9 protein-coding genes, 1 tRNA gene and 2 pseudogenes are annotated in these 13,702 nt (G+C 62.2%); 6 read left to right on the forward strand and 6 right to left on the reverse strand.

What is annotated here, in order from left to right:
- The first annotated feature begins 5 nt into the window (after positions 1-5).
- The 4 genes and pseudogenes from PWP93_RS35530 to PWP93_RS35545 all read left to right on the forward strand — a co-directional run bounded on the left by PWP93_RS35530 (position 6) and on the right by PWP93_RS35545 (position 5,380).
- A complete protein-coding gene (locus PWP93_RS35530) occupies positions 6-1,373 on the forward strand; it encodes a hypothetical protein (protein WP_421048180.1) in 1,368 nt (455 codons plus the stop codon).
- Between the two features lie 1,401 nt (positions 1,374-2,774).
- Positions 2,775-3,940: pseudogene (locus PWP93_RS35535) on the forward strand (IS110 family transposase).
- Between the two features lie 490 nt (positions 3,941-4,430).
- Positions 4,431-4,733 (forward strand): hypothetical protein, encoded by a 303-nt coding sequence (locus PWP93_RS35540; protein ID WP_421048181.1) that lies wholly within the window; start codon positions 4,431-4,433, stop codon positions 4,731-4,733.
- Positions 4,730-5,380 (forward strand): recombinase family protein, encoded by a 651-nt coding sequence (locus PWP93_RS35545; RefSeq protein WP_421048182.1) that lies wholly within the window; start codon positions 4,730-4,732, stop codon positions 5,378-5,380. Before PWP93_RS35540 ends, PWP93_RS35545 begins: the two co-directional genes overlap by 4 nt.
- A gap of 433 nt (positions 5,381-5,813) precedes the next feature.
- Here the strand turns inward: PWP93_RS35545 and PWP93_RS35550 are convergent.
- Positions 5,814-5,889 (reverse strand) — tRNA-Glu (locus tag PWP93_RS35550).
- A 430-nt stretch (positions 5,890-6,319) separates the two neighbouring features.
- Between PWP93_RS35550 and PWP93_RS35555 the strand changes: the two genes are divergently transcribed.
- Complete coding sequence (locus PWP93_RS35555; protein ID WP_421048183.1) at positions 6,320-7,528, forward strand: nitrate/nitrite transporter; 1,209 nt, start codon at positions 6,320-6,322, stop codon at positions 7,526-7,528.
- A gap of 1,504 nt (positions 7,529-9,032) precedes the next feature.
- Complete coding sequence (locus tag PWP93_RS35560; protein ID WP_421048293.1) at positions 9,033-10,517, forward strand: methyl-accepting chemotaxis protein; 1,485 nt, start codon at positions 9,033-9,035, stop codon at positions 10,515-10,517.
- A gap of 47 nt (positions 10,518-10,564) precedes the next feature.
- Here the strand turns inward: PWP93_RS35560 and PWP93_RS35565 are convergent, their stop codons facing one another.
- The 5 genes and pseudogenes from PWP93_RS35565 to PWP93_RS35585 all read right to left on the reverse strand — a co-directional run.
- The gene (locus PWP93_RS35565) at positions 10,565-10,891 is read right to left on the reverse strand and encodes a hypothetical protein (RefSeq protein ID WP_421048184.1); all 327 of its coding nucleotides are present in this window, start codon (positions 10,889-10,891) and stop codon (positions 10,565-10,567) included.
- A 904-nt stretch (positions 10,892-11,795) separates the two neighbouring features.
- Positions 11,796-12,134, reverse strand: coding sequence for a type II toxin-antitoxin system RelE/ParE family toxin (locus PWP93_RS35570; protein WP_421048185.1), 339 nt, complete (start codon positions 12,132-12,134; stop codon positions 11,796-11,798).
- Positions 12,131-12,367 carry a type II toxin-antitoxin system ParD family antitoxin gene (locus PWP93_RS35575; RefSeq protein ID WP_421048186.1) on the reverse strand — a complete coding sequence of 79 codons (237 nt, stop codon included), beginning with the start codon at positions 12,365-12,367 and terminating at the stop codon, positions 12,131-12,133. Before PWP93_RS35575 ends, PWP93_RS35570 begins: the two co-directional genes overlap by 4 nt.
- 520 nt (positions 12,368-12,887) lie before the next feature.
- Complete coding sequence (locus PWP93_RS35580; RefSeq protein WP_421048187.1) at positions 12,888-13,298, reverse strand: hypothetical protein; 411 nt, start codon at positions 13,296-13,298, stop codon at positions 12,888-12,890.
- A gap of 207 nt (positions 13,299-13,505) precedes the next feature.
- Positions 13,506-13,671 (reverse strand): annotated as a pseudogene (locus PWP93_RS35585) (ISNCY family transposase); the annotation flags it as partial.
- Between the last annotated feature and the right edge of the window lie 31 nt (positions 13,672-13,702).

A 13,702-nucleotide genomic window follows, 5' to 3' on the forward strand; every position in this document is an offset into this window, starting at 1 on the left:
GCAACATGGAACTTGTCGAGCGGGACCACCCCGAGACGGTGAGGCGCCATCTGAGTGCTGAAGAAGCTGCAGCTGTGCGGCGGTTCTGCGGGGACGGACAGCGAGTGCGGCCTGAGGACGTCAGACTCGTGGAAGCCGTGCTCGAAGAGATGCACGACGGGCGACATGTGCGTCTGTGGCTCGAGTGCGACTGCGTCAGTGCACCCGGTGGCCGGCCGCGGTTGACCGCTCGGATGCGTGAAGACGGCCCGCGTCATTTCGTGCGCATGCATCAATACGGCGAGCACCATTGCGCCCTCGCGTCGTTCCGGCAGACGCCGGAGCCGGAAGACGTTGAGCCGGACGATGATCGCGCGCGCCCTGACCATCACAATCCACTCAGACCAGTGGGCGACGCGCTTGACTACCTCGATGATCTGCACGAAGGCGCGGCACGGCCGGGGGGCTCGACTGGATCAGAGGGCAGTGCGGGCGAGCGGGGCCGCCGCCTGCCGCGCCTCGGACGCATCCTGCACACACTTCTTGAGGACGCCGGCTTTGCGCGGCTGCACGTCGAAGCGCTGAACGAAAAGTTCAGCTCGTGGGAGCGGCTCGAGGCATATGCAGCCGGCCAGGCGTTGAGCCCGCAGCTATCGCTCTCGCAGATACTCTATTTCAAGCCATGGACTCATCCGAACAGGAAGATGACGGAGATCGACGCCCTGGTATGGCCGGAAAGGAAGGCACGCACCGCGCTCCTGCTGTTCGTCGCCGACGAGATTCGCGCGGGCGTTGCGATCAAGAAAACAAGCATGGGCGAGTGTGTGGTGCGCCCTGAAAAGGGTATTCGCGCCGGTGGCCGCGATCAGCGACTGACGCAGCCGCCCTACTGGGTGCTCAGCGTGATTGACCGCGATCGCGATGGCAACGCGCGCTTCCGGGAGGCGTTTGCGCAGTATGCGTATTCTTTCGCTCGACCCGTACCGGTGGACAGCCGGTATGAGCGCGTCACCCTGAAGTTGCTGTTTGGCGTCATGGAATGGGTAAAAAAGCACGGCGTTGAGGTGACGCTCTGGAAACCGTTGTTTGACCGGGAGGTGAGGCAGCCCGACAAGCCGGGCCTGTGGTGCAGGCCCGACTTTGAACTGACGTTCCGTTCGATGGCCGCCACCGGAGTCGCCCCCCGTTTGCACCGCCTCGTCATCGAGACAATGGGCGCCGATGATCCTGACTACCTTGAGCGCAAGCCGCGTACTCAGGAAATCATGCAACGGCGCGGCATTCTGATCGAGCATCGCGTTGCCGACGATGCTGGCCAGAAGGAGCGGGACGACGTGTTTTTCCGCAGGGTCGCTGCAAAGATCCTGCATCTCGCCGGAGTACCGCAGACATGACCGATCTGAACGTCGAACAGAGCTTCGTTATCACCAACCTTCCTGATTGACGCCCCGCTTTCGGGAATGAGTCTGCCGGCAACTTCCGCACCCTCGCCAGCGCGCCGCTGACCGTGACATCCGGTGTAGCGGTCCAGGGCTCACTGCGTGGCAGCATGCCGGTTGTGGACCTTCCCGCAGCGGACGTGCACAAACGTTCAAGGCTGCGTGGCGCAATTCCGGGCGCGCTCCTTGCCATTATGCAGCCCACTGTCAAACCGCCATCGGCGGTCAGCCGCTGTGACAGCCTCCTCACTAAACGCGACGAGCCTTGTGATAATCCGCAGTTATCTTAAGGCCATCGTGACGCGCCCATTCCGCGAGCAAACTTCAGCGCGTTGGCTGGGTTGAAGATTCCCGACGCAGCTGCCCTGAATTCCTGTCGTGTTTTGCCTCAAGTCGGTAGTGGAAGAGGGCGCATCCTGTTTGTGGAGCCGTCAACGGCAGGTGAGCCCTCGCTCAGGAACAACTGCGCATTACGTTGGATCGCACAGCTGCCTGCGCGCGACATTGGCATGAAGAGGTGCTCGGCAACGCCTCGCCGTGGCGCGATTTTTTGACATTACGCCGCCCACTGTCAACCCGCCATCGGCTGTCAGCCGCTGTGATGGCCTCGTAACTAAACGCGACTAACAGTCTGTCAGACTTGCACCCACCACGGGGCAGGGCGCGCGCAACCGGCCTTCAGGCAACCGGATCTCTCCCAACGCGCGCTGCTGGCGTGCCGACGTCGTGCTGTCCGATATCCTGATGTCGCGCAGGGACCTGCGCGTCTTGAACGAGTGATAGCTCGCACGCTTGCGGCGACTGGTCTCGACAGTCGTTACGAACCCTGCCGTGTGTGAGTGACGCGTCGGGCATGAGGTCTTCGCTGGAGGGCTCGTCGACGAACGCTGCCAGCCTCACTGAACTAACAGGCACATCCTGGGATTTTCAATAGATATTCATGTAATTCGTAATGCTATGCAATTATGCAGAGAGCTTTCTCCTAGTTTCCCAACAGGTGCAGATCCTTCGTGTGCGCCACGCGAGGCAACGCCGCCAGGGCGGTGACCTTCGCCGTGGTGCCCGCGGATCCTGACGCGGGCGACAGGACGCGGGCCCCGCCAAGCGGGCATGCCGTAGACGAGAGTGAACCAAACCGTGGGAGGTCAGTTCACTCTCATTGACACCTTCGATAGTGGTTGACGCGGATAGCCAATTTGACCCGCCCAAAACAGATCGGCCAATTTAAGCCGTTTTTTTAATTTTTGGCTACCCATGGCATAGTGGGCCAACTTAGATCCTATGAGCAAGGGGGGCGTCGACTAACCGATGCGTAAAATCAGCGTGTCGAGTCTCTTGTTCAACCGGAGAGGGATCATGGGCACGGATCAGACGTTCACGACGGATAGTGAAAAACCGGTGCTAGCAGTGTCACTCAAACTCGCTGCCGCGCAGTGGAAGGTCGCGCTGCACGACGGCGGGCGCGAGAAGCCGGCTGTGCACACGGTCGGGCAGCCGCAGGCCGCCGCCCGCCTGCAGGCGGTGCTGGACCTGATCGACCGCAACAAGGACAAGTGGTCGCTGCCCGCGGGCGTGCGCATCGTCGTCAGCTACGAGGCCGGCCAAGACGCGTTCTGGATCTGTCGCGCGCTGCAGGCGCGCGGCATCGAGTGCTACGTCGTCGATCCGGCGAGCATTCCGGTCGAACGCCACCGGCGACGCGCCAAGACCGACCGGCTCGATGCCATCAAGCTGGTGATCAACCTGCGCGCGTGGCTGCGCGGCGAGCGTGACCGCATGCACGTGGTGCACGTGCCGTCGCCGCAGGACGAGGCATCGCGCCAGCTGATGCGCGATCGCGGGGAACTGCAGAAGGAAGTGCTGCAGCATCGCGACCGCATCGCAAGCTGCTGGCCACGCTTGGCTGCTGGGAGGAAGTCAACCACAAGGCTTTCGCCGGCCGGCTCGCCCGCGATGAGGTGCGCTGTCATGACGGCGCGCCGCTACCGCCCGAGTTGCGGGAGCGGCTGCTGCGCGAATGTGAGCGGCTGGCGCTCGCGGAGCAACAACTCGCCGCCCTCGAGAAGACGCGCAAGGCGAACGTGCCGGCTCCCGCGCGCCAGCGAAGCGATGCCCTCGCGCGCCTGAAGGGGATCGGCGAAGTGAGTGCGTCGCGCCTCGCGCTCGAGCTCGAGCTCGAGCTGTTCTGGAGGGAGTTCAGCAACCGGCGCCAGGTGGGCGCGTGCGTCGGGCTGGTGCCGCAGCCCTACGACAGCGGCGAGGGCCACACCGATCAGGGCATCAGCAGGCAGGGTAACCGGAGAGTGCGCGCGTTACTGGTCGAGATAGCGTGGACCTGGCTGCGTTACCAGCCCGGCAGCGCGCTGGCGCAGTGGTTCGACCAGCGCACCGAGGGCACGGGACGGAATCGTCGCGCCCGACGCATTGCGATCGTCGCGGTAGCGCGACGTCTCGCGATTGCGCTGTGGCGCTACCTGAAGGACGGCGTCATCCCTGAGGGCGCACAGCTCAAGTCAGTGTAACCATCGAGGTATCGCAACAGGCAATCAGGCAACCCCCGCGAAACCGATGTATGACGGTTTGAAGTGAACATGCCCGTGGTGTACCTGGGTTACCCGCGTAACCGCTTTTTTAGATGGGGCATGCTCCCCGGAAAATATTCCGGCGCAATGCGCATGCAGGATGAGGCTGGCAAGGTGCCAGCGGATACAAGGTGGTCGGACGTCAGGTCCGACGCGCGCGATGAGCGGCTTCAGACCAGGAACGAAGACCGGCTTGCATGCTGGTAAGCGCAATAACCCGCGCTCACCAGCCTTCGCCAGCCTATCGAACCCTTCGTCGCGTCAAGGGTCCGCTAACGCTCCAGGCTTCGCCTGGCCCTTGACGCGATTACGCGCCCTCCGGCACACGTGAGGAGGCGCAGACATCACCGATGATGAGTCAGTTCGCGAAAGACGTTGACAACTTCCTACTCATAGAAAGGTACACCCAAATTAACCAACGAGGAGCGATATGCCCAAATACGCCTACCGGGTCTCGCCGCGCACTGCTGAACTCGGCGGCGGCTATCACCTTCGCCTTTATGTGGATGGCGAGGAGATGGGCGGTGGTGTCTATCCGGCTGATCCAGACGCCGCGCCTGCGGATGCTGTTGATTGGTGGAACAGGCTCAAAGAGCACGAGCGCGCAGTTTGGCTCGTGAAGGCGAACAGTGCGCTGGCCGTCGATGCCTGGGGCGAGTTTCTGCGCGAGAAGGCGCACGCTGATGCGCTCGCCGAGGGCTGGAAATGGATCACCCGCCGGGGCAGTGTATGAGCGGCGCGATCAAGCTCGCGCGCATCTACCTGCGCGTGAGCACAGAGCAACAGGACATTGAACGGCAAGAGTCCGTCGTGCGCAGCGCGAAGGATGCGGGCTACTATGTGACCGGTACTTACCGCGAGAAGGCGTCCGGCGCATGCCCTGACCGGCCCGAACTGCTGCGCATGATCGCGGACCTTCAGCCGGGCGAAGTCGTGATCGCAGAGAAGATCGACCGCATCAGCCGCCTGCCGCTTCCCGATGCGGAAAAGCTCATCGCTTCGATACGCGAGAAAGGCGCGCGGCTCGCGGTGCCCGGAATCGTAGACCTGAGCGAGTTGGCCGCCGATGCAAAGGGCGTCGCGAAGGTCGTTCTCGAGTCGGTGCAGGACATGCTGCTCAAAGTCGCATTGCAGGCTGCGCGTGACGACTACGAGGACCGGCGCGAGCGTCAGCGACAAGGCATCGACCTTGCGAAGCGCGATGGCCGCTATACCGGGCGAAAGACGGACAAGGCGACGCACGAGCGCATCATTGCGCTGCGCACCGGCGGCCACAGTATCGCCAATACAGCGCGCATGGCAGGGTGCAGTGAGAGTCAGGTGAAGCGCGTATGGGCGCTGGCTGGAACAGGAAAGCGTGCGCGTGCTGCGCTGAAATGAAGACGCGGGTGCAAGGCCCGCGTGCTCAGTGTCAGCGCCGCAGATCACGGCGACTCGCGCTCAGCTTCCCAAAGTTGTCGAGTTGCGACTTGCCCCAGGCAGCGTGCTGGTTGATGTCCTCTTTCAACTTTTGAAGGCTGCTGCGCCGCTCCGAGGGAGCAGCCCGTTGAGAATAGCCTCGACGGCGCTGGCATCGGTTCTGCATGTTCTTAAGGATCGCTTCTGCCTTGAGAACGGGAGATATTCAATGAGGGCGCGGTGCATGTCGATGCCGAACGCATCGTGCTAGGCGCGAATCGAACGTCGATCGTTTGAATGCTCATTAGCAGTTCCCCCTGTTCATTGGCTCGCTGGTATAGAGAAAGAGACGTGAAGCGTCCCGGCGGCTCGACAGACCCGTTGCCGCGCGTCGTGTGGCGCTATCGGCGGGAGTTGGAGCGGGCTACAGGAATCGAACCCGTGTGGACAGCCTGAAAGGCCGTTGCCAAATCACTAGAGACGAAGCCCGCACGGTGCTTTCAAATCAAGGCCCGCTGCGCTCGCATATGGCAGCGTGTCTGAGAGCGTGACGCCCGAAGGCCTGCACGCGCGCTGCGCAGAACGGGTGCGGACCGCGTCGCTGCGCACCGCGGCGGTGCGGCAGGAGTGATTGCCCGTAGTGCATTTCTGCCGAATTCCCTGCCGCTGAACGGTTCCATAAGGAATGGCCCGAATATTGCTTGATGTGTGGGGTGCGCGGCAACGGTGCCGGGTGCAGGAAACACAACGTGCTTGCGTGGCCAACGAACGGCGTGCAGGCGCCTAACCCCGGACAACGGCGTCCCCTCGTGCCCTGGCGCGAGCGGATGCCGTTTTTTTATTGGCTCGAGCAAGGTGGCTCGACAATCGGTCAGGCCGTTCGCGACGCGAACGGCGCGGCCTGACGATGGATTTCCCCGCATGGAAGTGGATCGCAGTTTCTGGCGCAGTGGCCATCTCCCGACGCTCGCCTCGGCCTTTTTCTATTTCGACTTCAGCTTCATGGTCTGGTATCTGCTCGGCCCCCTGCAGATCCAGGTCGCGAGGACGCTCGAGCTCACCACGCAGCAGCGCGCGATGATGGTGGCCGTGCCGATCCTCGCGGGCGCGCTCATCCGCCTGCCGATGGGTATGGTGGCCGATCGCATCGGCGCGCGTCGCACTGGTCTGCTCGGCCAGGCCGCTGTGATCGCCACACTGCTGGTGACCTGGCAGCTCGGCATCCACAGCCTGCATCAGGCGTTCGTGTTCGGTGTGTTCCTCGGCGTCGCGGGGGCCTCGTTTGCGGTTGCGCTGCCGCTGGCCTCGCGATGGTATCCGCCGCGCCACCAGGGCACGGCGATGGGCATCGCTGGTGCCGGCAATTCGGGCACGGTGCTGGCCGCGCTCTTCGCGCCGGTGCTCGCGACCGTGTTCGGCTGGCAGACCGTGTTCGGCATGGCCTGCATCCCGCTCGCGTGTGTCTTCCTGTTCTACGCGGCCTGCGCCAAAGATGCGCCCGGCGCCGTGCAGCACAAGCGCGTGCGCGACTACCTGCGCATGCTCGGAAACCGCGACGCGTGGTGGTTCATGTTCTTCTACGCGCTCACATTCGGCGGCTTCGCGGGCTTCGCCAGCTCGCTGCCGGGCTACTTCCACGACCAGTTCGGCTTCGATCCGAAGGCGGCCGGCTGGGCCACGGCCGCCTGTGTGTTCGCGGGTTCGGCCATGCGCCCGATCGGCGGCGTGCTGGCCGACCGGATTGGCGGCACGCGCTCGCTGCTTGGGGTGTACGGCGCGGTCGCGTTGCTGATTGGCATCGCCGGTTACGGCGTCGGCACGCCTGCGGCCTCGCTCGCGCTGTTTCTGGTTGCCATGCTGTGCCTTGGCGCCGGCAACGGCGCGGTGTTCCAGCTCGTGCCGCAATGCTTCGGCAAGGACATTGGCGTGATGACCGGCCTGATCGGCATGGCAGGCGGCGTGGGCGGCTTCACGCTTGCATCGAGCCTCGGCGCGATCAGGCAGGCGACGGGCTCGTATGCCGGGGGCCTCTGGCTGTTCGCCGGCCTCGCGCTCGCCGGCTGGCTTGGCCTTGCGTATGTCAAGGGGCGCTGGCGCACAGCGTGGACGGGCGCGACCGCGCGGATCTAGCTCGGGACCAGAACCCACTGAATCGCAACACAGATCCTCATCATGAACAAGCCCCGTCCCGCCGTCATCCGAAACGGCATGGCCTGTATTCGGACGACAGAAGCCGCGCACGCGGTCAGCGGTTGCCGCGTCTTCTGCTGCAGCGACCATCGATTGGCCCATCCAGCCGCTATGGAAGGTTGAAAATGAAAAAAGGCAGTTTATCCGGCAACGTCGACGCTTGTGCGGTCGACGAATTGTCGGGCCGTCAGGAGAACGACCCGGTCGCTGAAACGTCCATGGCCGGCGCCCTTGCAGACACAGACACCCGGCGAGACGCAGCGGATTCTCGCCCTGCACGTTTGCGTGACCGAAGGCGACGCGTGCGATCGCCGCATCGTGGACGTATCACTTATGCGACGGCGGGAGGCAGCGAGTATGCATGCCGGCCGGATCAGTGTCTGAAGGCGTGAATCCGGCACGAACTGGATCAGCTTGCCATGGAAGCCAGTCTGGCGCGTTTGGGCGGTATGACTTTCGATGCGGCTCCAGAGCCCATCCATCAGCCTGCACCCCGGCGCGTCACGGCCTTCGAAGCGCTGACGCGCTGATCGCAACCGGAGCCTGGCGACGTCGTGCCGGGCCGCTTTATTCCGCTAGCCGAAGAAACGGGGCCTTTCCTCCGCAAATGATGTTTTAATTTTGGATGACTAAATGAGATATTGCTTCGCATTTTTTCTTGTTTCAGCCGTTTCGGCAGTTTTTGCTTTCAGTCCCTTCGCCAAAGAGGCTGCGTGCTTCGCCAAGCCGGTTTTCATAGTTTCTGTCATGCTTTTCGCACTTGCCCTGGACTTCCGCAGAAGGCAGCGTTGATTTGAAGCAAGCCGCCGTCAAGACGTTGCGATCGATTGGCTGCAGCCGATCGCGCCGACGGCATCCGTGTCTGAAGACGTCAGCCATCCTCACGGCACGAAGAACAACAAAACTGCCCTGCGAGGCAGCTCAAAATGACACGGACCATTTCAGAACCGAATTCGCTGGAACGTATCAATCGCCTGTGCACCCTGCTTTTCGCGAGTTGGCGCGAACGCCGAAGCGCCATACCGCTTGCCTGGCGCATGCACGCATGGCCGATACGGAAGACAGCGCCGCGTGCGATGACACGCTTGCTGAACACCCCGCGGGAACTGCGGCTATTCCGCCCCCGCGCGAGCCCGGTTGCGACGCGATACAAGGGTACCTGATCAGCCGGCCGAGGCGTGCATGCAAAGTGGCGCAATGGTTGTCCCGGACGGAGGCCGCGTGAGCGCAGCAAGCGGCGTTTTGCGTGACTTCGCCGGGGGTGAAAGTTGGACACTGCGGTGTCAGGAGATCCATCGCTCATAGGCGGGACGTGAAACGCGTGTACCGCAGGAACCGCTTAACCAGACAGGATGTGAAAAATAGGATGCTGACGGGGCTTAAGAACGTAAAGATTGGTATGCGCCTGGGTGCGAGCTTCGGCCTCGTACTGATGCTCCTGACCATGTTGATTGTGGTCGGTCTGAACCGGATCGTGAGCATCGGCAAGATCAACGACAACATCATCCACAAGAGGTGGGTGAAAGCGGATGCGGCGCAGACCGTCAATCTGATGACGCGTGCCAATGCGCGCAGGACCATGGAGCTGTTCATCACGAGTGACCCGGACAGGACGGCCATGATCTATCAGCAGATCAAGGCCAACAGGAAGACCATCGACGGCGCACTCGAAACGCTTGACCAGTTGGTCGCCAGTCCCGAAGGGCGAGCGATGCTGGCGCAGATCCGGGAATCCCGGGTCGCGTACGTGGCTTCATTCAGCAGGGTTGCACAGTTGCTGGCCGGCAACCGGCGTGACGAGGCTGCCAGCACCATGAGCGGCGAAACTCTCCCTCTGCTGGATGCGCTTCAGGAACACGTGAGTGCGCTGGTGGATTTACAGAGAACGAGAGTGGAAGAGGGCGGCGCACAAGCCGCCCAGGAAATCCACGCGACGCGCAACCTGATGGTCGGACTGGGTGTCGCGGCGCTCGTGATTGGGGCCGGCCTGGCGTATGCCGTTACGCGCTCGATAACTGGGCCGTTGCGTGACGCGGTGCGCATCGCCCGGGCCGTAGCGGCCGGCGATTTGACGAGTCGCATTCTCGTGGATTCCAGTGACGAGGCCGGTCAGTTGCTGCAATCTCTGAAGGACATGAACGAACGCCTGAAACAGATCGTTGGAGAAGTGCGCTCCGGCACTGACACCATCGCCACGGCATCGATCGAGATTGCGAGCGGCAATCTGGACCTGTCGTCCCGCACCGAAGAGCAGGCCGCGTCGCTTGAGGAGACCGCCGCGAGCCTGGAAGAGCTGACGGGCACGGTTCGTCAGAACGCGGACAACGCCAGGCAGGCGACGGTGCTGGCGAATACGGCATCGGGCATTGCACAACGCGGTGGCGAAGTGGTCGAACGGGTGGTCGAGACGATGCATGGGATCTCCGACAGCTCGTCCAGGGTGGCGGAGATCAGCAGTGTGATCGAAGGGATCGCATTCCAGACCAACATCCTTGCCCTTAACGCCGCGGTCGAGGCGGCTCGCGCCGGTGAGCAGGGCCGAGGGTTTGCCGTCGTGGCCGGCGAGGTTCGGGCACTCGCGCAGCGCAGCGCCACGGCAGCCAGGGAGATCAGCGGGTTGATCAGCGACTCGGTCACGCGGGTCCACAGCGGCTCGAAGCTCGTCGAGGAGGCGGGACAGACGATGGGCGAAGTTGTCCAGTCAGTAAAGCACGTGACGGCCATCATGAATGAAATTGCCGCGGCATCGGAAGCGCAGAGCACCGGTATCGGGCAGGTCAATGCGGCGGTCACCCAGATGGACGAGGTGACCCAGCAGAATGCCGCCCTGGTCGAAGAGGCCTCCGCCGCGGCACAGTCGATGGCTCAACAGGCGCAGGCCCTGCGCGAAGCCGTCTCGATCTTCAAGCTTGGCGCTTGCTCGCGCTGACTGCAGTGAAATGGCCCCGGCTGGTTGGATCGGGGCCACCAGGCAGGTCAGTGCAGTTGCCGCTTCAGGTCAGAAAGCTCAAGGTGCATCGAACTGACCGCATTCATGATTTTCGTATCGACACTGCCGGCCAGTTGGAAAGCGCGCTCTGCGCGATCGCCCATCCGTTCGAGATCATCGATCCATTGCCGGATACGACCCTCGTCTTTGGAGGACATGACCTTCTTTGCCGATTTGCATTCGTTATCGAGCTCGTCCATCCATTTCATCAGATTCTTTGGAATCGTCGCATCGGCGTGGCAGGTCCGTGAAGCCTCGCTGACGGTTTCCTGCAGATGACTGAAGCGCTTTTGCATTTCACCGGATTGCAACATGGTGCCCCCTTATTGAACATCAGTTCCAGATGAACCGGGCAGCAGATGACGGTGTGTTGCCCGTGCCATTTGCATCCATCTGCTGCGATAGGGCGCCGGCGACATTGCATTGCGTCAAGGCGACCCGCAAGCACGCGAATGATGAGTTTCCAGTGTAGGTCATAATCGTTCGCGCGCTCCATCCTCCCTTGGCGGAGCCGGGCAACAGAAGCGAATTCCGGAGGCGGAGCGCGACGCTGCTGCTACGGTGCGTACTATTGCCTCGATCAATGAACCGGTCTACGAACTGCTGCCTGAGCGCTTCTTGTGGCACTTCCGCGGCGCAGTCGATCAGCAGATCTCGCGAGAGCCTGTGTCTATCGGCGCCTCGATAAAGCGTCACGCCCCCCCCCCCGTTGGATCGCGCAGTTGACGACGGTGTTTTTCAACATTACGCAGCCGAATGTCAAACCGCTATCGGCCGCAACCCACGGTGACGGCCTGACGTTTAAACGCGACTAACGGTCTGTCAGAGGTTTGCACCCGACGCGGCACGGTGCACAAGCCAGTCTTTCAGGCGAAGGGGTAACTGCTGAGGCGCGCGGCTGACGCGCCGACGCGGTACTGCTCTGACGTCCTGATGCCGCGCAGCGAACTGAGTATCGGGAGCGTCTGGCACCTCGCACACCCTGCGCCGGCTTGAGTCTCAATATTCATTACGAACCCTGCCATCGGCGAGTGCCGCATCGACGATGAAGCCTTCACTGGAGGGATTGTGGACGAACGATATCAGCCACGCAGAACCAATGAATTCAGCACGGGTTTCGAACTATTCGTAATCCTATGTAACGCAGAGAGGGTCTGAAAATGAGGAGCCCCACGATGCCGGATGGCTACTCGCGGGCTTTACGACGTGCAGATGGTGTCAATGGAACTCGCTGTCATCGCTCAACAGCCACGCTAGAATATCACGCTTGCCGTTGAGCACACGCCAGACCTCGACGTGATCCTTGCGCTCAATGTAAAAGATCAGATGCGGGTAGCGATCGAGGGACCATGAGCGCAGGCCTGGTATGTCCAGTTCGTACGCGTAGCGGGGAGAGCCGATGTTAGGGTGTTTGGCGAGATGCGCGTATGCCTGCTCGATCTCCGCAATGAACCCGAGCGCTGCCTGTTCAGAGCCTTCGTCCACGAGGTAGTGGGTCAACTCGTCTTCTACGTCCTGCCTGGCCAGCCGGGTCGGGATGACGGGCTTGGCCGTCATTTGCGCGAAGTACGCACGCGGGCGCGCAGCGATTCGAAGTAGTCGGCATCGGCCGGATCCGCTAGGCCCGAAGTCGCTCCCTGCAGGATCATTGTGCGCAGGCGCTTACGGTCCTGATCCTTGCGGATAAGGTCGCGGACGTATTCGCTGCTCGTGCCGTAGCCGCACTCGCCGACCTGCTCGTCGACATATTCCTTCAGCGAATCGGGGAGGGAAATGTTCATCGTACTCATGTGAAGCAGTCTATCAGGCTTTGGCAAAATTTGCCAAATTCATCTTTCCGGATGTTCTGATGTGGTCTGACCAGTTAGGATACCTCTATCTGGCGGGGCTTTCCGGGAAATCGTGCGGTCGGCGATGGACTGTCCCCCTGTCCGCATCCTGGCCACTTAATGCTTTGCTGAGTGTTCCGCGTGGGTGGCGGAGCGACCAATCGACAAGGCGACGCACGAACGCATCATTGCACTGTGCACCGGCGGCCATAGCACAGACGATAAGGCGCGCACGGTGGGGTGCGGCGGGAGTCAGGTAAAGCGCGTGTGGTCGCTGGCCCAGGAGGGAGCGCATCGCGCATGAGAGAGGTGGAACGGGCTACGGGAATCGAGCACGGGTGGAAAACGCGGGCACTCAATGTCCCAGCCAGATACAGATGTCGTACTGCCAGCCATTTACAGATGTCGTATCTCTTTCCCGGTTCTGTGTGCCTGCATTGTTGAAGAACGCGGGTTGAAGCAGCAGGGCGCTTACGTTCATTCAGCGGGCCCTGGTAGTCCGATGGCCCGGTTTTGAATCTGGCCTGGGCGCCCGCGCCAACTTCACGATCACCGCTTCCATATCCGCCTGCGCGATCTCGCGTGGTTTCTTCGTGCCCGCCACGCGTTCGGCCTTGCGCACTGCGATGCCCCGATTGGTGCGCGAGGGCGAACCCGATGCACGCCGGTCATCGCGTTGTGCCTGCAGCGCCTGCGCCACCTGCAGCGCGTGCGCGAGCCGCTTGTGCTCGATCACCGCCCCCTGGTCCACCTCGGTGAGCCGGTCATTCTCGCGGTACGGCAGCACACGCCCCTCCGAGCGGATCTCGATGCGTCCGTCCGGATACTCCCAGACCTCGATATAGCGGTGCACCAGTTTCCGGTTCTCCGGCGTATCGTCGAGCAGGTACATCACCCGAATTAGTAAGATTCTATGAGCATCCGGGCCGGCGAGAGACTGATGCCTACAATCAGCTCTCGCCGGCCCGGATGCTCATAGAATCTTATAGGTCATACTGCACCGTGAGCGACTTCGTCACACGCCGCGTTTCGCGCCAGGTGAGCAGGGCGTCCAGATCCTCGTCCTCACGCAGCGGCCGGTGCGCATCAAAGCTGCTCTTCGGTGGCTTCGCAAAGCGCGTGTTGTAGGCACGCATGAAGGCGGGCGCATACGCATTGGCTTCGGTAACCGTGCTGATGCCGCGCAGGCGCAATTCCTTGACCAGGCGGTCCTGCAACGTCAGGTGCGCCCGCTCCACGCGCCCCTTGGCAGAACTCGAGTTCGCAAGTTGAACTTCATGGACGAGAATCCCCTCG

This window comes from Paraburkholderia sp. A1RI-2L, assembly GCF_048957375.1.
Classification (GTDB): Bacteria; Pseudomonadota; Gammaproteobacteria; order Burkholderiales; family Burkholderiaceae; genus Paraburkholderia.